Below are 19,557 nucleotides of genomic sequence, written 5' to 3'. Positions count from 1 at the left end.
AATGAATTATAAAAACCCCGATGAAAACGGATATTATGGAGAGTTTGGAGGTGCTTTTATCCCCGAAATGCTCTATCCTAATGTAGAAGAACTGCAAAAAAACTATCTTGAAATCATAGAATCTGAAGATTTTCAGGCAGAATATCAGGATTTACTGAAAAATTATGTCGGAAGAGCTACGCCCCTCTATTTTGCTAAAAACTTAAGTCAAAAATACCAGACACAGATTTATTTGAAACGGGAAGACCTCAACCATACGGGAGCTCACAAGATCAATAATGCTCTGGGGCAGGTTCTGTTGGCAAAACGTCTTGGAAAAACCAGAATCATTGCTGAAACCGGAGCAGGACAACATGGTGTTGCCACAGCTACAGCGTGTGCTTTGCTTGGTCTTAAGTGCATTGTTTATATGGGAGAAATTGATATCCAGAGACAAGCCCCAAACGTCGCAAGAATGAAAATGCTTGGGGCAGAAGTTGTAGCAGCAACTTCAGGATCAAAAACTCTTAAAGATGCCGTAAATGAAGCGTTAAGAGACTGGATCAACAATCCTGTGACGACTCATTATGTGATTGGAAGTGTGGTAGGACCTCATCCTTTTCCTGATCTTGTGGCAAGATTTCAAAGTATTATTTCAAAAGAAATTAAAGAACAGCTGAAAGAGAAAATCGGAAGGGAAAATCCGGATTATGTGATTGCCTGTGTGGGCGGAGGAAGTAATGCTGCGGGAACTTTCTATCATTTTGTGGAGGAAAAAGAAGTAAAAATCATTGCTGCTGAAGCCGGAGGGATGGGTGTAGATTCAGGAAAATCGGCTGCGACTACATTTTTAGGAACCCTTGGAGTCCTTCACGGAAGCAAAAGCCTTGTGATGCAGACGGAAGACGGACAGGTTATTGAACCCCACTCTATTTCTGCCGGACTGGATTACCCGGGAATCGGGCCTTTTCATGCGCATTTATTTAAAGAAAAAAGAGCAGAATTCTTTAGTATTAATGATGACGAAGCTTTACAATGTGCTTTTGAACTTACCAAACTTGAAGGAATTATTCCTGCATTGGAAAGTTCTCATGCGCTGGCAGTTTTAGACAAGAAAAAATTTAATGAAGATGATGTTGTCGTTATTTGCCTGAGCGGACGTGGAGATAAGGATATGGAAACGTATCTGAAGAATTTGTAAAATGTCGGATGTAAAATGTACAATGTACTTTCTCACCTGAGTTTAATACTATTTTCTACATTGTACTTTGTACGTTATACTTTAATACAATAAAAAATGAAAAAACTAAATATATACTTCACAGCAGGAATTCCACAACTGGAAGATACCGCTGATATTATACAACTGATTCAGGATTCCGGAGCAGATATGATTGAAATCGGAATGCCTTATTCTGATCCTGTAGCAGACGGCCCTGTCATTCAGAAAGCTCACGAGGTGGCTTTACAAAACGGAATGACTATTGAAAAACTATTGTCTCAGCTGAAAGCGATCAAAGACGAAATCAGAATTCCGATTATTCTGATGGGTTACATTAATCCTGTTTTGAGCTTCGGATTTGAGAAATTCTGTTCGGCTTGTGCGGAAAGTGGTGTTTCAGGATTGATTCTTCCAGACCTTCCTCCTATTGATTTTGAGAAAAATTATCAGCATATCTTAAAACAATATAATCTTAATTTCACTTTCCTTGTAACACCGGAAACCTCCGATGAAAGAATGATCTATCTGGATTCATTAAGTTCAGGATTTCTGTACGCAGTAAGCTCTTCTTCCACTACCGGAAATGAAAATGCGGTTTTAAAGAATGAGGACTATCTTTCCAGGCTCGCTGCTCTTCCACTTAAAAATCCGGTGATGATTGGGTTTGGAATTAAATCGAAAGAAGACTTCGAAAATGTAACGGAAAAAGCAGATGGCGGTATCATCGGAACTGCTTTCGTAAATATTTTACTTCAGGATAGAGACTGGAAGAAGAATGCCATAGATTTTATCCATTCCATAAAAGGGTAAAATTCACTAAATTTGTATATCAAAAATTGAAATGAATACAAATCAAAATAAAGCAGTAGAATTTGAAGATTTAGGAATCAAAGAATATCAGCCAGCCTGGGATTATCAGGAACAGCTGATGAAAAACATCATTGATACCAAAATAAAAAACAGAGATCTTCCTGCAGAACAGCATAGTATTACTCCCAACCACCTTCTTTTCGTAGAGCATCCTCACGTGTACACGTTAGGAAAAAGCGGACATGAAGAAAATATGCTTGCCGGTATTGATAAGCTGAAAGAAATTGAGGCTACCTTCGTGAAAGTAAACAGGGGTGGAGATATTACTTATCATGGTTATGGACAAGTTGTAGGTTATCCTATTCTGGATCTTGAAAACTTTTTCACGGATATTCATTTATATATGAGGAATCTGGAAGAAGTGATCATCAGAACCATTGCCGAATATGGTATTAAAGGAGAACGCTCGCCGGGAGAGACCGGAGTATGGCTGGATGTGGGAAAACCATACGCCAGAAAAATGTGTGCCATGGGAGTGAAAGCTTCCCGTTGGGTAACTCTTCACGGCTTTGCACTGAATGTGAATACGGATATGCGTTATTTTGAATACATTATTCCATGTGGGATCAAAGATAAGCAGGTTACTTCTTTAAAAAGAGAGCTTGAAAGAGAACTGACACCAGAAGAAATGGAAGAACTGAAAGCAAAGATCAGAAAGCATTTCGCGGATGTTTTTCAGGCAGAATTGATTTATAAATAGTCAAGTTTACTTACAATAAAATGAGCCCGGCTTCAATCGTTGAAACCGGGCTTTTAGTTTTATGATAATGTTATTTTTATTCACCTTGACTATCCACAACGTTTGTTATTCAGTAGGAATCCAGACTGCAAGGTTAAAAAAACATTATTTTAATTTTTTTTATTTTTCTTGAATATTTCTATAAAAATGATCATTTTTTCATCTTTTTAAATATTATAAAATCAATAAAACAACAGAATAATGTATTTTTTTCAAAAAAAATATTGCATATATTTTAATTTTTATTACTTTTAATGTCACAAATAAGTGAACTATCATAATTAAAATGTTCACTGAAAATTAACCACAAAATATAAAAACTATGAAAAAATTTCTGTTATCCATGATGGTATTCGTGACGGTACTGTCAGTGAATTCCTGCTCAGATTCAGCTGCCAACCAGGATCCTAATCTTGTTGCCAAGGAGTCTAATGAAATCGCAATGAAAGATTTCGGCAAAACTGTTCCGGTAGGGATTGAAAAAGAAGATGGAAAATTTAAAGTTTCATTTATGGTTTCCGCACAGCCCTATCAAATTAAGGATACCAAAGAAAATGCAGGATTTATCTCCATGATCAAAGAAGCAGTAGAAAATGAAACGCCTGTTCAGGTTTTCCTAAAGGTCAATTCTAATGAAATTGCTAAGGTTGAAAAAGCAACTGCTGATGACATCCGTTATTTTAAAACTGTTTTCAACAAAGAAGAAAGAGGTGACAGCAAAAAAGCAGTAAGCGTTATTCCTAATCTTGCAACGCTGAACAGTTTATTCACTCAGATCAAAAATCAGGCTTGTGGAACTTCTACCGCATCTTCACCATGTATCACTTTCAGATATCCTGTGGATGGCTGCTATGCAAGAGCGCACAAAATGAGACAAATCCTTTTGAATGCAGGCTACGATTGTGAAAAGCAATTCGTGTATGGTAACCTTAGAGCATCTACAGGAACATGCTGTGTTTCATGGGTATATCACGTAGCCATTTTGGTAAGCTTCAAAAATGCTTCAGGAATTGTTGAAAAAAGAATCATTGATCCGTCATTATTCTCCAGCGGACCGGTAACCGATTCTGCATGGAGAGCTGCTTGCACCAATACAAGCTGTGGATCTGCTTCTGTTTCTTCTTATGCCAATACTGCAGGAAACGTATACTACAGAAGTCCATCAGGATCTCTGTTATATGATAACAATTATGTAAATACCAACTGTGTATTAAATATATTCTCATCCCTTTCAGGATGCTCTCCTTCCCCTGCACCTAGTGTAGCGAGCTGTGGATTTTAACTAATTTATATAGAGCTCCTGCCGATATTTTGATATATTGCAGGAGCTTTTTACTTAATCTTTTCTATTATGAAAGCCTGGTCCTATTTACTATTACTTTTTATTATGATTACATCCTGCTCCGGAAATTCCACTCCGCAGAATTTAACCTGGTATAATAATGCTACTATTTCCGATATTACCGAAGATCCGGACAAACCCAATGAAGTGGTACGTGTTGCTATAGGAATCAGTGCGCAGGTATTTTATCTTTCAAAAAAATCGCCGGAATATAAAAGCCTCATGGAAAAAGCAACCCAAAGTTTTAAAAAAGGTAAGGCCTATAATATTGGTATTGAAAATAAAACCAATATCATCAAAGAAATTAAAGAGGTCAAATAATCCGTATTATCTGATCACAGAAATTTCGGCATCCACTTTCACTTCTGCCCCATGAATATAGGAAGCTTCTTCTGAAGCAAGAAACAGAACTACACTGGCTATTTCTGAAGGTTCTCCCTGTCTTTTAAAAGGAATTGTCGGAATAATATCATCAATAGCACTTTCTATCTGCTCTCCAGTTAAACCTGTATTATTAAAAATATTGGTTTTGATATGTCCGGGACTTACTCCATTCACACGGATTCCACGTTCTGTAAGTTCTACAGCAAAAGTTTTGATCATTGACTGCACTGCAGATTTGGCTGCAGAATACACCGAAAAATTAGGCATCGCAATATCCGTTGCCACTGAAGTATTGAAAATAACAGAGCTTCCGCTTTTCATTAATGGCAACATCTGCTGTACCGTAAAAAACGGTCCTTTCACCAGCATATTAAATAATTCGTCAAACTGATTTTCATCCACATATTCCACAGATGCAAATCTTCCGTATCCTGCATTGGCAAAAACCAGATCAATATGTTCTGTATATTTTCTGACTTCCTGCTGAAGATTCATCAAATCTTTTATATTCCCAGCGTTAGATACGATTCCGAAGGCATTTTCTCCAAGCTTTTCCAAAGCATTATTCACGGTTTCTTCACTTCTGCCTGTAGTAATAACTTTCCCTCCTTCTTCTATAAATTTCTGAGCGGTAGCCAGACCCATTCCATTGGTTCCTCCCGTAATTAAGGCGGTTTTGTTTTTAAATCTCTGCATTGTTTTTAGTTTAAAATTCTATGACAAATATTGGAATTCCTAGGCTTTGAAAAAATCCGAATCATGCGGAAATGAATAAAATTGAAACTAAAATTTCTTACTGTCATCTTCATTATTTCACCTTTTTAAAGTTTATCAATAATTGCTATCAATAAAATCTTTTAAAATTAAATTGTACACAATTAAATTGACTGTATATTTGTACTGTTAATTTACTTCAACAATAAATAGAGGTGATAAAAAACAAAGTAGTTTAATTTAAAAACAAAATAAAAATGTCATTAATAGAAAATCTAAACTGGAGACACGCTGTAAAAGCTTATGATCCTACCAAAAAAGTTTCACAGGAAGACCTTAATACTATTTTAGAATCAGCAAGACTGGCTCCTACTTCGTCGGGCTTACAACCGTTCAGAATTATTGTAGTGGAAAATCAGGAACTGAAAGAAAAAATGGTAGCAGGTGCATTAAACCCTGAAGTAATGAGAGATTCTTCTCACGTTTTGGTCTTTGCAGCATGGGACAGTTATTCTAATGAAAAAATTGACAAAGTTTACGATTATCATACAGATGTAAGAGATCTTCCGAGAGGCCGCTTTGGAAGCTATACCGATAAAATTAAAGAAATATATGGCGCACAGACTCCTGAAGAGCATTTTGCACACACTGCCCGTCAGACTTATATTGCCTTAGGAATTGCCCTTGCACAAGCCGCAGAGCTTAAAATCGACAGTACTCCGGCAGAAGGATTCAGCAATGAGGTGGTAGATGAAGTATTGGGATTAAAAGAATTAGGACTGAAAAGTGTAAGTCTTTTATATCTTGGATACCGTGATGAAGCTAATGACTGGCTTTCTACTATGAAAAAAGTCAGAATTCCAATGGATGAATTTATCATAAAAAAGTAATACCTTCATCGAATCTTTCGTACTCAAAAATTATGGAAAATCCGAAAACACCCAAACTGGAAAACCAGATTTGTTTCCCATTGTATGTCATTGCCAAAGAGATTACAGGGCTTTACCGTCCTTTTCTTGATGAACTGGGCATTACCTATCCGCAATATCTTGTGATGATGATATTATGGGACGGTGACGGACTTACGGTAACCCATATCGGAGAAAAACTGTTTCTGGACAGTGGTACTTTGACCCCTCTTCTTAAAAGGCTGGAGTCTAAAGGATTTATTATCCGAAAAAGAAAAAAAGAGGACGAAAGAGTGGTTGAAGTATTTTTAGACGAAGCAGGAAAACAGCTTCAGCAGAAGGCATGTGAAATTCCGGGAAAAATTCAGGAAAAACTGGGAATACAACCGGAAGAGCTGTTGCACCTTAAAGACACCGTCTTAAAAATCTTAAACAAAATAGAAAATAAATGAAAACGTTATATACAACTCAGGTCACTGCTCAAGGAGGAAGAAACGGACATGTGAAGAGTGAAAACGGAGTTCTGGATCTTGATGTAAGAATGCCGAAAGCTTTAGGAGGAGCCAATGATGATTTTGCCAATCCTGAAATGCTTTTTGCAGCGGGATATTCTGCCTGTTTCGACAGCGCTCTGAACAGAGTGATCAGTCTTTCTAAAGTAAAAACAGGTGAAACAACAGTGACTGCTCAGGTGAGCATAGGTCAGCTTGAGAATGGAGGCTTCGGACTAGCAGCAGAACTGGATGTGAACATCCCTGGAGTTTCTATTGAGGAAGCACAGGCTTTGACAGAAAAAGCACACCAGATCTGCCCTTATTCTAATGCGACCAGAAATAATATGGAGGTGAAACTTTCAGTAACCAACAACGATTAATCCAATTTTTTTAAGCATAGTTATAACGAAAGGAGCTGTTTCCATGGAAACAGCTCCTTTTTATTTTCTATTTTCCCGCTGATTTCAATGATGGCGCAGATCATTGAGGCTATTTTTTATATATATAGTGTTTATGAATGTCATTCGTCATTTATAACTCAATATGATATTAAAATAGAGTAATTTTGTGTCATGGAAATCATTATAGATATTGTATGCCAGGTGTATGCAGGGCAAAAATCAAGAAAGACGATTGATCTTGTTCTAAACACATTCCTTCCCGGATATGAAAAATTAAATCTCGATTATACTTTCCCAAGGCACGACAAAGATTATATTTTTAAAACAGAAGACGAAATGATTGGTTATTTCATCGAAAGCCCTGCCCTTGACCAAACTTTTTACTGGAATAAATATCATGATAATCCGGACAAAATAATGGTGGGTGCCAATATTACAGATGATGACAGGCTTATTATGAGCCTAACAATGGACACTACGGAAGAGAAAAGAGATATGTACTTCAATAAGCTAAAAGAAGTTTTACAATCAGATATCGGGGTAATTACCTATGTATATCCCGCAGGTTATGAAGATGGAGAAGATTTCATTGTAAAATATGGTTAGAAACATACATTTACTTAGCCTTATAACAACTTCTCATCATTCATCATTCATCATTTATAATTCATCATTACCTCCTGTCTTTATTGACCTCACTTTTCTGATAGGCATCTACCTTTTTATAGGAATCATTTTTCTCTTTTTCCTTTTTATCAGAAATCAGGATGCCGAAAAGGTGGTCGATTTCATGCTGGAAAATCACCGCAGTAAAACCTTCTACGATTTCTGAATATTTCTGTCCTTTCAAATCCACATATTCCAGTTGGATAACTTTGCTTCTGTAAAACTGATCTCTGAAATCAGGAATAGATAAATCACCTTCGGGACCAAGATTCTGCAGATCGGAACGCCATACAATGACCGGGTTAATAAAATATTCCAGCGGTGTTCCTTCCTTATCAAAACGCTGTACCCAAATGATCTTTCTGTTGATTCCCACCTGAGGAGCAGCAATGCCTACTCCACCATCTGTTGAAAGAAGAGATTCTTTCATCCTTTTTACCAGAACAGCGGTGTTAGGATCAAGAGGATCAGCTTCTGAAGAAATATTCAGCAAGGTTTGATGCTGATTGGCATCTGTTGTCTGATAGATAGGCAACGCCCTATTAACATCTCCCTGATTGATGATGGAAAGCTCATTGGAAGTAAGTTTTTGTGCATTGAACAATCCGATAGAAAAGATCAGCAGGATAGGGATTTTTTTCATATGTTTTTGAATCTGATACAAATGTATATATTGTGGAGTAAAAATGATCAAAAGGTATTCAATAATTATGTTTAGGCTAAAGCCAATGGAAGTTGATATAAAAAATAAACGGGCTAAAGCCCGTTTCTATTGAATATTTTTTCACTCTAACTGTTGAAAGCTTAAAAAGTCTTTGTCATATCCGCAGGAATAATCAGATTGAAATCTGTCGGGATATAATCTTTGGCAGGTACTTTCAGTTCGGGATCGTCTGATTCAAAAACGGAGATAACTGCCATTTTCAGGTTTGGATTCTTCTGTTTGATATACCAATAGATTCCTCCGAATTCTTTGCTGTGATAGTTACCGTTGTAGTGGATAAAGGTCTTTCCGGCCTGATAATTTTTCAGGATAGATTCAGCCATCGTAGCGTCTTTTACAGCCTGTGCTGAAATGAAATTCATCACTTTGGTTCCTTCTGCATGATCTCCCATCATCTTTTTCATTTCCGGATATCCTGGAGTGTCTAACGTTACTTTAATCGGCAACCGGGCAATGTAGGCTTTCTCTTTTTCGCTTAATTTATTCAAGGATTCAAGACCTTCTTTGGCGGTTTGAGAGGCATATCTTCTCGGAATATTCGTGGCAATAAAATCCAGTTTTTTATCTTTGGCAAAATCTACCAAAGGCTTGTAATCGGTTGCATAATTGTTCCACAAACGGGCAGAATCTTTTAATGTTTTTGCATCAAATCTTCCGTTTAAATATTGATCCAACTGCGCCTGATTATCTCTCTCAAACATCTCTGCTCCTAAGATCAGCTGTCCGTTCTTTTTCACAAACAAAGCTTCCGTAATCTTCAGCTGAAGCCAGTGATTGATAGAACTGTTATGATTTTCGCCAAAAAAGACCACATCATAATCCGCCAGTTCTTTTACCAGCTTTTCTGTCTTTACTTCTTTTCCTTTTTTATCGTAAAACTGATATGCTTTTAAATCCTGTGCCTTCAATGCACAGAAACCAGCCAGCAGTATCGCTATGAAAATATTTTTCATTTTTTTATATTTAGTCACAAATTACACAAATATTCATGCATTTGCAGATTGTTTCAATAAAAAAGACCGCTTTGAATTTTACAAACAAAACGGCCTCATTCAAATCATCTAATTATTATTTCTCTAAAGCTGCTACAAGGTCCTTCCACTCCTGAAGCTCAGGAATTCCAGGTTTTCTTTTTCCGAAGAACTGAACGATAAAGTCTCCTTCTTTGTTGAATACTTCGATAGCGGTTACTTCTCCGTCTTCAGTCGGTTTTTTCACGATCCACGCTTCTGCAATTTTCGTTACGTCAAGATGTAAGTTGAAATCAGGATCCATCACATTGAACCATTGCTGGTGCCAAAGTGTTTTCTTCACATTTCCTGTGTGGATCTGGATGATGCCTCTGTTTCCAACGAAAACCATGATCGGAACGTTCTTTTCAGAAGCATCTTCAAGGATATTCACCACTTTCGCATTATCAATTTTCTTAGCAAATCCTTCCGGAGCCAATCTTAATGCCTGCGTTCTAGTTACTCCATATTTTCTGGTCATCATAAAGAAATCATGAGTATCTTTCAATTCTGTCCAGGCTTTTTTGAATCCCTCCACATCAATGTCTGAATCTGCTTTTTCAGCCTGTTTTGGAGCGATTGCTTCAAAAGCCAATGCCTGATTCTGATCTTCTGCTCTGAATTTTTCTACGATCACATCGAAAGCAGCTTCATTACTGTCTTTTGTTAAATAAATCTTGTGAAGTGCCAATCCGTCTTTTCCGAAAAACTGAAGACTTTTCTTCTCTCCTTCCAGTACTGCAAAAGCAAATTTCCAGTGGTTAAGGAAAATTCTGAGATCGATATCTTCACCCACAAAAAGCTGTGCATGAGGACTGCTGAAATCTCCGTTCAGATAAGTCCCTTTTCTTTCATGAACACATTCATCATTACGGGTAAGCGCCATTACTTTTCCCAACTGCTCAGCTTCTGTAAGGATTCCCTGGAAATCCGGGTTCAGGACAGTTACTCCTTCTCCAATGGTTGTTGCCAATAATTCTGCCTCACTTACTTCTAACTGTGCTGCTGCATTTCTTATTCTGATATGTGGATTTTCTGCTTTCAGAGCTTCCCATTTTTCCTTTAAATCATTAACTAATGTGCTCATTACTTTACTTTTTTATGGTTAAAATTGTATAAATTCTTCGTATGGTTTCGTTTCCTGTTTTACTTTTTATTTCTTCTTCTCTTTCAGAAGTTTTCATCCTTTTAAATTGGCTTTTGGAGACCAGCTCTTCCATTTCACTGTTGCTGTACAAAGTGAAATCATATTCCGTAAACGGCAGTTTTTCCATGAATTCTTTTTGTCCGAATGTAAGAACAAATGTTCCGTCATCTTTTAAAACTCTATAAATCTCGTTTAGAAATTCAACCGGATTTTCCCAGAAATAAACTGTGTTTACGGTAAATATTTTATCAAAAGTTTCATCTTTAAAAGGAAGTTTATTCCCTTCGTATAAAACAAATTCTGCCTGGCTTTCAAATTCTTTATTGAGCCTTTTGGCTTCATTGTGCATGGTTTCAGAAATGTCAATCCCTGTGTATTTCAGGTTTTTGGCAAGGCTCATGATACTTTTCAGGTGTGCGGCATTTCCGTGTCCTATTTCAAGGATTTGCTGGCCGTCATCAATCACAAGTGTTTTGATGCTCTCTAACGTCATGCTGATGTTAGTGGCATTCATCATTTCACCAATCTCGATGCCTTTTTCACCCTGAGGATTGGCAAGATTCTGTGCGAGGATTTTGAGTTCTTCTTTTTCCATGGTTATCCAAAAATGATCATTGGGTTATTGGTAATAGGGTGTCCGCAGATGGTACAGGGAAAATTATAGGCATTACTGATATTTTCTTCAGTAAAAACTTCCTGTGGAGTTCCATAGGCAGAGACTTGTCCTGATTTCATTAATAAAATCTTATCTGCAAACTGTGCAGCAAGGTTCAGATCATGCAAAACAACAATAGCACTGTTGGCTTTTTTGGTGAAATTTTTGATAATTTCCAATGCTTTGTACTGATGTTTTATATCTAAATTATTCAACGGTTCGTCCAGAAAAACCAGTTTATGGGCAATTTCATTTTCAAGCTGTGCCATCACTCTTGACAGATGTACACGCTGCTTTTCTCCTCCCGAAAGGGTATTATATTCTCTTTCTTTGAGATGAAAAATATCGGTTTCGTACATCATATTGTTCATGGCTTCAAGATCTTCTTTTCCTGGTTGGGCATCAAAATAAGGATATCTTCCCATCATGATCACGTCCTTCACTTCAAGCGGAATATCATTGCTGTTATGCTGCGAGAACTTGGCTTTGTGTTTAGAAAGTTCCCGGATATTCCATTCTCTGATGGGTTTATCTTTAAACAGAACTTTGTTATTTCCGGATTTCACTTCATCTGCCAATACGCTCAGAAGACTTGATTTTCCTGCTCCATTGGGTCCCACAATGGCCAGGAATTCACCATATTCCAGTGAGACATTTACCCCGTCCAGAATTCGGAATTCTTTATGTTGATAATTAATCTGATGTGCCTTGATCATTACAGTGATTTTTTAAATTTAACCAAAATAGCGATAAAAATAGGGCCTCCCATTAAGGCTGTTAAAATCCCTATCGGCAGTTCTGACGGTGCCACAATACTTCTGCTGAAGGTATCTGCCGTTAATAACAAAATGCTTCCGCACATTGCCGATAATGGCAAAATAAAAACATAATTGGATTTGAATAAAAGCCTTAAAATATAAGGTACAATAAGCCCTACAAAACCAATGGTACCTGAAAATGCCACGCAGGTTCCCACCATTAATGCCACGGTGATGATGATCTGCTTTTTCAGTCTTTCCACATTGATCCCCAGATGCTGTGCATCTTTTTCTCCCAGCATCATTGCATTTAAGGCTTTTCCTTTGGGTAATAAAATGATGTAGGCGATGGTGATCACAATGGCGAGAATGATATTCTTCGTCCATGTTGCTGCGGCCAGGCTTCCCAGGTTCCAGAAAGTAAGATCTCTGAGCTGTTCATCTTTTGAGATATAGATCAAAAATCCGGTTATCGAAAACCCGATAGCCGTTATGGCAACTCCGGTAAGCAGCATCATCACTACATTGGTTTTCCCTCCGCTTGTTGAAATTCTGTAGACCAGCATCATGGATAAAAAAGAACCGATAAAAGCGGCTATTCCTACCAGTGAAAATTGTACAGCTTCAGGAAGATATTCTTTGAAATGTCCTCCTAAAACAATCGCAATGGCTGCCAGCAATGTTGCTCCTGATGTAAGTCCTATTAAATCGCCGGTTGCCAGAGGATTCTTGAAAAGTCCCTGAAGGCTCGTCCCGGAAACCGACAACATACTTCCCACTAAAATGGCCATGATAATCCTGGCTGCTCTTACGTCCCAGATCACATATTTATCACTCAGCGATAAACCGGGATCTTCTTTTATCAATTGCCACAGAGCCCTGAACGGAGAGTTTTCTCCGAAATCATAAACTCCTGTATTAAGTGACAGTACTGCTATAATGATAAGCAGTACCGCACTTATAATAAGATAAAAGTATAGTTTACTTTGTGCTTTCAATTAAAAGTTTGTTTAATCCTACTGCTGCTTCTCCTACTCTTGGTCCAAAACCTGATACCAAACCTCCGTCCATTGCAATGATTTTCTTGTTCTTACCTGCATTGGTCTGAGATACTCCCGGCATTTTTAGCGCACCTTCGTTTCCTCCTGCTCCCTGTAAACCGGTTTCAAAGAAGAATAATACATCAGGATTAGCTTTTACAACCGCTTCCGGTGTCAATGGTTTGAAATCTTCAAAATCGGTTACTGCATTTTCTCCCCCTGCAAGGGTGATCAATGAAGCCATTGGGGTACTTTTACCACTTACCATCAACATATTTCCTCGGGCGTAGATGAACAATACTTTTGGTTTTTTAGCGATAGGCTGTACCTGCTTAAGGTCAGCATCAATTTTATCGTTTAGTTTCTGATAATCTGTATTTCCTATAGCTTTTGCTACCTGCTCGATCAGTTTTTTAGTTCCTTCAACCGTATATTCCTGTTTAAAAACTTCGGTTTGAATCCCTGAAGATTTAATTTTCCCCATTAGTTCCGGATTGATATCTTTATCAGAAGCCAGAATCAAAGTAGGGTTTACAGCCATGATCGGTTCAATTGTCATTGATCTCATGTGGCCTAAATCTTTCGCTGTAGCTTTTAATGAGGCAGGATAGGTGCTGGTAACATCAGTTCCTACGATTTCTTTTTCGTGGCCTAAAGCAGCTACGATTTCAGTAATTCCTCCGTTTAATGTTACTATTTTATTGTTGGTTTTGGGTGCTTCTGAACTGGCTTCTGTTGTATTTTCTTTTGCTCCTGTCTCTGCTTTTTTGCAAGAATATACTGCTACAAGAACAGAAGCTGCAAGGATGAATTTTTTCATGATATACTATTATTTGATTATTTATAAAGGTTCGAATTCAAAATTGGTGTATCCTCTTTCTCCTTTTGTATTTTTCATGGTATTGAATCTCAGCTTGAAATAAAAGCCTTCAGCATCTTTCAATACAAAAAAACGGTCTGCATACACAAAAGGAACAGGATTGGATGCTGTACCGGTAGTGGTTCTCCATTTATCCCCGATAGCCCTCTGGTCATTGAAAACAAATTTTGAAGACTCTACATCTTTTAATTTAAATGCATTGTAAGCAGCATCAAGATTTCCTGTAACCGTTACCTGGTAAGCACCTACTCCATTCAAAGTATTGGTTGTTACAAAATCTGCATAAAAATAGCTTCCTGCACTGGTTGTAGGTCCCATGAACACTTCATTGGTAAATGTTGTGAATGCCAGATCCCATTTCTTTTTCTTTGGCTGAATCTTTACCGGCGTTCCTGTTTTCAGGTTGAAGAATGAGAAGCTGTATTCTGTATCTTTGGTAATGATATATTCTTTGATGTCTGCTTCTGCTGCATTCACGTCAGCATAACGGATTTTGTATCCATTCTGAGCTCTCAGGATCTGAATTTTTTTCCATCCTCTCGGATCACCGGACAATGAAACTGAACCTGCCCCGATATTGGCAGCAGAAGGTATTTCTCTCCCAAGATTGATCAGATAAACTGGGTTATCAGCATCATTTTCTTTGATGGCATCAATTCCTGAAGTCTGATTCAGGAAGTCACCATTAGGATTGTCAACATATTTCATATTGGCAGCATCAAATGTTCCTACCTGAGCAATATCTTTTAAACTTGAAATATCAGCTTCCTTTACTTTACTGATGTCTGATGCGTTGGGTATTTTGATCACCGTCATGGCAAGAGATCCGTTCATGATCACTCTGTAGGCATCGCCGCTGTAAAAACCAAGATCCCAGTCTGTCCTGCTGTTGACCGCCGGATTGGTGTAGTCACTTAAATCGATCCAAACCTGGTTAGGTTCTGTAGGGCCGCCAATTGGCACACTTACTTCAGATCCCGTCATAGGCGGAACCGGAACCGGATCTTCGTCTGCAGAAAGACAAGACTGTGTGGCTGCCATGATGGAAAGAACAGATACTATTTTTAAATACTTCATAATCGTAACTTATTATTTAAAATTGAAACATTAATCGGGCAAAATAGCTTCTGCCATAATATAAATTAACAAACCCATTGGCAGCTGTATGAGCTGAACCGGCCACTGCCGTAGAGTTTAATCTTGTTACATCAAATATATTTTTCACTCCTGCAGAAATTTCAAAATGTTTCTTCCAGAAAGGCTGGCTTACAATAAAATCCATCATATGGAAACTATCTATTTTTCCAAGGCGGAAGTCATTAGCTCCATCGGACACATAAATTCTGTCCGGACCTGTGAATTTGTAGTAAAGGGTAAAATTAGTGTCGGTACTTTTCAGTTTGTAAGTTGCTGAAGCGCCTGCCTGTACCAGATACTGAAAGTCTGTTGGGGAAGAAGATTTCAAATCAATCATCGATACTGATGTTCCGTTTACTGATCCTCTTAAAGACAGGGCAAACTGATCTTTTCTGAAATCTACATTAGCAGAGAATAGTAGATTTTTATAGGTATTAAGGTTCATATATTTATAGGTGGAAGGCTCCTTTACCATTACCATTTCAATCCTGTCACGTACATCGAGGTATAATGCGTCTACTCCATAAGCGATCTTCCAGCCATTATCTGCTGAAAAGTTCTGATTCCAGAAAAGTCCTGCAGAGAATCCCTTTTCAGGATTCAAGTCCGGATTTCCCTGTACATCATGGTTAAGATTCACAAAATAGGTGTACAACTCGTCATATTTTGGGAAGCGGTTAGCCGATCCCACCACTGCTCTAAGATTTGAATTCTCAGAGGTTTTATATCTTGCTGATAAAGAGTAGTTGTATTGATTATTAAAGTTTTCGCTAAGAGAAAGTCTTACTCCCGGTCTTAAAGAGAATTTGTCTGACACATTCCATTCTGCAGAAAGGAAATTGGAATAGGTGAAGATCTTTCTTTTTACCGCTTCACCAAAGAAATCTCCGGCAATTAAAGCAGCATAGCCATTGGTATAGTCTAATTCATATCCTAACTGAAAATCAAAAACTTTGCTGTCGAGGAAGTTGCTGAACATCCCTCTTGAATAGATGACATCGGTCTTATAATAAGACTTTTCTTCCTGACGGCTTTTGATTTGTCTGTTCGGGATATCGTAATTATAGTCGTAGTATTTCCTATCCTGGTTCTGATACGAGAAGTCTCCCATGTATCGGATATGTCCCAGATTAGTCTGAATATTGAACTGGTGAATCCATCGATCGGTGTTATATCTTCTGTCTCTGCTTTCATACGAAACACCGCCCAATCCATCATTAAGAGGATTTCTGTTTACTTCCGGATTATAGAAATTGAATTTTTCGTCAAGATAAGATAACTTGTAAAAGAATGTCGTTTTATTTTTGGTATATCTTAATAAAGCAGACGCATCATACTGATCTTTCGGGTTCCATTCATACCCTCTCTGGTTATCCTGCCCGAAATATTTGTAGCCTTTGCTTTCTCCTTCATATCCCATAAACTGATTATGGTTGAAATTGATACTGGCAAACCATTCATTGCTGATGTTATAATCTACATTAAGGTTCTGAATATGCCTTCCGTTTCCTCTTTTCTTAAGATCATAGTTGTCCCTTACTGTTTCTTCCTGTATCGAACTTCTAACACTGATCTTTTTTGTACTGTTTTTTTTGGTAATAATGTTGATAACCCCGGCAACGGCACCATTTCCATATTCAACCCCCATACTTCCTTTTACAATTTCTATTCTTTCGATATTGCTTAGAGTAATTTTGGTAAGGTCTATATTACTTCCCAGTCCTGTATCCCCTACTACCGGTATATTGTCTATAAGGATTTTCACATAGTCTCCGTTAAGTCCCATGATGTTGGCGGTGGAATTTCCTGAACGCGTATCCGGAGTGATCTGTATATTCAGACTTTGATTCAGAACCTCGGCAACATTCGTTGCTGCCATATTTTTGATCTGTTCTGCATCAATAACATCAACCTTATATATCGATTTGTTAATGGACTGTTGCATATACTGTCCTGTAATAACAACTTCTTCAATTTTCTTTTGATTAAGAGAATCCTTTTCTTGTGCATTTATCCATAAGGCCACGGATAACGATAGAACGGAAAGCACTTTCTTCTTCATAAGGGTACAAATTTTCAGCAAATATAAAACTTTATTTAGACTCATTAAAAATAATTATATATTTTTGTGGAATAATTCTAAATAAAAATAATCTCATGAAATTACAATTACTTTTAGGAGCTCTGATGTTTACAGCCTTAACGGCGAATGCTCAGGTATCTAACATCAATGAAAATTTCAACAATTTTACCGCTGGGAATACTACTTTCCCTCAGTTTGGATGGTCTGCCATCGTTGCACCAATAACCGGTGAGTTCCCTCCTGTACCTCCAAGAATGATTGTAGCAGGAGATTCCAACAGATTCGTTCAGTCGTATGCAGGAAACAATGCAACAGGTTCTTCTTATCTGATTACGCCGCAGATTGAGACTCCAACAGGAAATAAAACTTTGACTTTTGATACTACCCTGGTATCTCCATCTCCTGGTCCGGGAAGCATTCAGATAGGAGTAGCCTCCAACCCTGCAGACATGTCAACATTCGTTCCTGTAGGAAGCCCTATCAATGTATCGGTTATTGGTACAGTACAGAATATCAGTGTTAATATTCCGGCATCCACAGGCTCATACATTGTATTTAAGTTCACTCCTACTGCTACTCACGTAGCAATCCAGATAGATAATGTAGTGTATAATACAACTGCTTCTTTAGGCGTATCAGACAACAATAAATCAACAGAAAATTTCAGATTTGCCTTAAATTCTGATCAGTCTGCAATAGAATTCATTGTCAAAAAAGATCCTAAAAACATTCAGATCTATTCTGCTGCAGGACAAAAAGCAGCGGAAGGGAAACTGAACGGACAAAGATTTGATATCAGCACACTTCAGACAGGAGTATATTATATGAATATTGAAACAGCAGAAGGAAAATTCATTCAATCAAAATTCATTAAAAAATAAGGTTCATCAGACTATTATTGGCCTTTATTAAAGCCGGTAGGACTGTTCTTACCGGCTTTTCTATGCTTTGATTTTTATTATTTTCTGGTAGTGATTAAAATAAAAACACGATAAAAATCATGTTTTTATTTAGACTGATTAAAAATAATTATATAATTTTGTGGAATCATTCTAAATAAGGATTTAAAAAATAAATTATGAAAACAAAACTATTATTGGCATCAGTACTGGCACTGTCTGTTCAGCAGACTGTTTTGGCGCAGACTGACGCGTTGGGATATTCACAGGTCAATATGACCATGGGAAGCGGATATCAAAACCGCGTGTTTGTGAACCTTGCAGATGGTAATATGGTTTCTCAGCCAGCCAATACGTGGGATATTGCTTTTTATAGGAACTCAAACTATGCGTTCGGATCAAGAGTCAATGATGCTAAAGATATTGAAGTATTCACTGTATCAACCAACTTAGCAGACTGGGATAACATCAGCATCAGCAATGAAGCTTCATGGGGCGATCCTCTTTATAATCCGGACCAGACCACTGACTGGAGCCAGGGCGCTTTTGAACAGGGACCAGTAACCTCTCCAAACCCCAATATTCCTTCAACCGGCTGGGGCGTTTATAACCCGGTGAACCACCACATTCAGGGGAAAGCAATTTTTGTTTTAAAATATGCTTCAGGAACCTATATCAAGTTTGCCATTGAAGATGCTTTTGCAGGATATACCTTCAGATATTCAAAATGGAACGGGACTTCATGGGGAGCTACAGAAACCAGAACCATCGCCAATGGAACAGATGATTCATATTTCAACTATTTCTCATTTGATACCGGAGAAAAAGTTCCCAATCTTGAGCCTTCCAGAACGGCATGGGATTTCGTATTCACCAAATATTACACATTCTATATGGGTGTACAGATGTACCCGCTTTCCGGAGCGATTCAAAGTCCGAACGTAAAAGTGGCAATGGTTCAGCCTGAAACACAGCAAACAGCATCGTATGCAATTCCTGCTAATGCAAGTTTCTCATCTGCTATTACCACAGTAGGACATTCATGGAAAGGGATCGGGACAGTGAAAAATGATGTGGTCTACTACGTCAAAAAAGGAAATGATTACTACAGAATGTACTTCACAACCAATGGTGGTGCCAGTACAGGAAATATGTATTTCAAATACAAAAAGATCACGGAAACGTTAGGGATAACTGAAGTTGGAAAAAAAGCATCATTCGGTATTTATCCTAATCCAGCTACTGCGGATAAAAAAGTAACGGTTCTTTTTGATGTTAAAGAAAAAACAAGCAACAAAGGGAATGTAGAAGTGTATGACCTTACCGGGAAAAAGGTATATTCGGATGAACTTACAAACCAGGCAGGATTCTACAAGCAGGACCTGAACCTTTCTACACTTCCATCAGGAAATTACCTTGTAAAAATTACTTACGGTGGTCATTCGGAGACGAAAAAGCTTATCGTGAAATAAACTTTCTATTTTAATACTTTCTATTTTTTCTAA

General features: G+C 37.7%; 21 protein-coding genes. 11 read left to right on the top strand and 10 right to left on the bottom strand.

Going from position 1 to position 19,557, the window contains the following annotated elements; genetic code table 11:
• Window position 1 precedes the first annotated feature (1 nt).
• The 5 genes from trpB (at window position 2) to RHP76_RS23080 (ending at window position 4,473) form a co-directional block, all read left to right on the top strand.
• Window positions 2-1,180 carry a tryptophan synthase subunit beta gene (trpB, locus tag RHP76_RS23100; RefSeq protein WP_120230517.1) on the top strand — a complete coding sequence of 393 codons (1,179 nt, stop codon included), beginning with the start codon at window positions 2-4 and terminating at the stop codon, window positions 1,178-1,180.
• A 96-nt stretch (window positions 1,181-1,276) separates the two neighbouring features.
• Window positions 1,277-2,011: a tryptophan synthase subunit alpha gene (gene trpA / locus RHP76_RS23095; protein ID WP_311229167.1), complete on the top strand. Its 735-nt coding sequence runs from the start codon at window positions 1,277-1,279 to the stop codon at window positions 2,009-2,011.
• A 31-nt stretch (window positions 2,012-2,042) separates the two neighbouring features.
• Complete coding sequence (lipB, locus tag RHP76_RS23090) at window positions 2,043-2,771, top strand: lipoyl(octanoyl) transferase LipB (RefSeq protein WP_110009434.1); 729 nt, start codon at window positions 2,043-2,045, stop codon at window positions 2,769-2,771.
• Window positions 2,772-3,132: 361 nt separating this feature from the next.
• A complete protein-coding gene (locus RHP76_RS23085) occupies window positions 3,133-4,092 on the top strand; it encodes a protein-glutamine glutaminase (RefSeq protein ID WP_120230514.1) in 960 nt (319 codons plus the stop codon).
• Between the two features lie 105 nt (window positions 4,093-4,197).
• Window positions 4,198-4,473, top strand: coding sequence for a hypothetical protein (locus RHP76_RS23080; protein ID WP_147367537.1), 276 nt, complete (start codon window positions 4,198-4,200; stop codon window positions 4,471-4,473).
• 6 nt (window positions 4,474-4,479) lie between these two features.
• On the opposite strand, the gene RHP76_RS23075 is transcribed toward RHP76_RS23080, so the two are convergent.
• Window positions 4,480-5,232 (bottom strand): SDR family oxidoreductase, encoded by a 753-nt coding sequence (locus tag RHP76_RS23075; RefSeq protein ID WP_311229166.1) that lies wholly within the window; start codon window positions 5,230-5,232, stop codon window positions 4,480-4,482.
• A 275-nt stretch (window positions 5,233-5,507) separates the two neighbouring features.
• Between RHP76_RS23075 and RHP76_RS23070 the strand changes: the two genes are divergently transcribed.
• From RHP76_RS23070 to RHP76_RS23055, 4 genes are all read left to right on the top strand, one after another.
• Entirely contained in the window at window positions 5,508-6,140 is a 633-nt protein-coding gene (locus tag RHP76_RS23070; protein WP_062670959.1) for an NAD(P)H-dependent oxidoreductase, read from the top strand.
• A 32-nt stretch (window positions 6,141-6,172) separates the two neighbouring features.
• Window positions 6,173-6,610: a MarR family winged helix-turn-helix transcriptional regulator gene (locus RHP76_RS23065; protein WP_062670961.1), complete on the top strand. Its 438-nt coding sequence runs from the start codon at window positions 6,173-6,175 to the stop codon at window positions 6,608-6,610.
• Window positions 6,607-7,032 carry an organic hydroperoxide resistance protein gene (locus RHP76_RS23060; RefSeq protein WP_062670963.1) on the top strand — a complete coding sequence of 142 codons (426 nt, stop codon included), beginning with the start codon at window positions 6,607-6,609 and terminating at the stop codon, window positions 7,030-7,032. The genes RHP76_RS23065 and RHP76_RS23060 overlap by 4 nt, the downstream gene beginning before the upstream one ends.
• 192 nt (window positions 7,033-7,224) lie before the next feature.
• The gene (locus RHP76_RS23055; RefSeq protein WP_311229165.1) at window positions 7,225-7,659 is read left to right on the top strand and encodes a hypothetical protein; all 435 of its coding nucleotides are present in this window, start codon (window positions 7,225-7,227) and stop codon (window positions 7,657-7,659) included.
• Window positions 7,660-7,726: 67 nt separating this feature from the next.
• Here RHP76_RS23055 and RHP76_RS23050 read toward each other — a convergent pair whose 3' ends face one another.
• The 9 genes from RHP76_RS23050 to RHP76_RS23010 form a co-directional block, all read right to left on the bottom strand.
• A complete protein-coding gene (locus tag RHP76_RS23050; RefSeq protein WP_288442317.1) occupies window positions 7,727-8,362 on the bottom strand; it encodes a peptide deformylase in 636 nt (211 codons plus the stop codon).
• A 161-nt stretch (window positions 8,363-8,523) separates the two neighbouring features.
• On the bottom strand, window positions 8,524-9,396 hold the full coding sequence (locus RHP76_RS23045) for a ChaN family lipoprotein (RefSeq protein ID WP_311229164.1): 873 nt from the start codon (window positions 9,394-9,396) through the stop codon (window positions 8,524-8,526).
• 115 nt (window positions 9,397-9,511) lie between these two features.
• Window positions 9,512-10,540 carry a hemin-degrading factor gene (locus tag RHP76_RS23040; protein WP_311229163.1) on the bottom strand — a complete coding sequence of 343 codons (1,029 nt, stop codon included), beginning with the start codon at window positions 10,538-10,540 and terminating at the stop codon, window positions 9,512-9,514.
• A gap of 4 nt (window positions 10,541-10,544) precedes the next feature.
• A complete protein-coding gene (locus RHP76_RS23035) occupies window positions 10,545-11,195 on the bottom strand; it encodes a class I SAM-dependent methyltransferase (RefSeq protein ID WP_216445007.1) in 651 nt (216 codons plus the stop codon).
• A 2-nt stretch (window positions 11,196-11,197) separates the two neighbouring features.
• The gene (locus RHP76_RS23030) at window positions 11,198-11,971 is read right to left on the bottom strand and encodes a heme ABC transporter ATP-binding protein (RefSeq protein WP_280212382.1); all 774 of its coding nucleotides are present in this window, start codon (window positions 11,969-11,971) and stop codon (window positions 11,198-11,200) included.
• Entirely contained in the window at window positions 11,971-13,011 is a 1,041-nt protein-coding gene (locus RHP76_RS23025; RefSeq protein WP_120230506.1) for a FecCD family ABC transporter permease, read from the bottom strand. The genes RHP76_RS23030 and RHP76_RS23025 overlap by 1 nt, the downstream gene beginning before the upstream one ends.
• Entirely contained in the window at window positions 12,995-13,873 is an 879-nt protein-coding gene (locus RHP76_RS23020; RefSeq protein WP_288442309.1) for a heme/hemin ABC transporter substrate-binding protein, read from the bottom strand. Before RHP76_RS23020 ends, RHP76_RS23025 begins: the two co-directional genes overlap by 17 nt.
• A gap of 21 nt (window positions 13,874-13,894) precedes the next feature.
• Window positions 13,895-15,010 (bottom strand): HmuY family protein, encoded by a 1,116-nt coding sequence (locus RHP76_RS23015; RefSeq protein ID WP_311229162.1) that lies wholly within the window; start codon window positions 15,008-15,010, stop codon window positions 13,895-13,897.
• A gap of 16 nt (window positions 15,011-15,026) precedes the next feature.
• A complete protein-coding gene (locus RHP76_RS23010) occupies window positions 15,027-17,132 on the bottom strand; it encodes a TonB-dependent receptor plug domain-containing protein (RefSeq protein ID WP_311229161.1) in 2,106 nt (701 codons plus the stop codon).
• A 95-nt stretch (window positions 17,133-17,227) separates the two neighbouring features.
• Between RHP76_RS23010 and RHP76_RS23005 the strand changes: the two genes are divergently transcribed.
• A complete protein-coding gene (locus RHP76_RS23005) occupies window positions 17,228-18,034 on the top strand; it encodes a T9SS-dependent choice-of-anchor J family protein (RefSeq protein WP_120230503.1) in 807 nt (268 codons plus the stop codon).
• 197 nt (window positions 18,035-18,231) lie between these two features.
• A complete protein-coding gene (locus RHP76_RS23000) occupies window positions 18,232-19,524 on the top strand; it encodes a T9SS type A sorting domain-containing protein (RefSeq protein WP_311229160.1) in 1,293 nt (430 codons plus the stop codon).
• Window positions 19,525-19,557: the final 33 nt, after the last annotated feature.

It is taken from the genome of Chryseobacterium sp. SG20098, assembly GCF_031844745.1.
GTDB classification, from domain to species: domain Bacteria; phylum Bacteroidota; class Bacteroidia; order Flavobacteriales; family Weeksellaceae; genus Chryseobacterium; species Chryseobacterium cucumeris.
The sequence above is the reverse complement of the archived record's forward strand: the minus strand, read 5'-3'. Positions and strand labels throughout refer to the sequence as shown.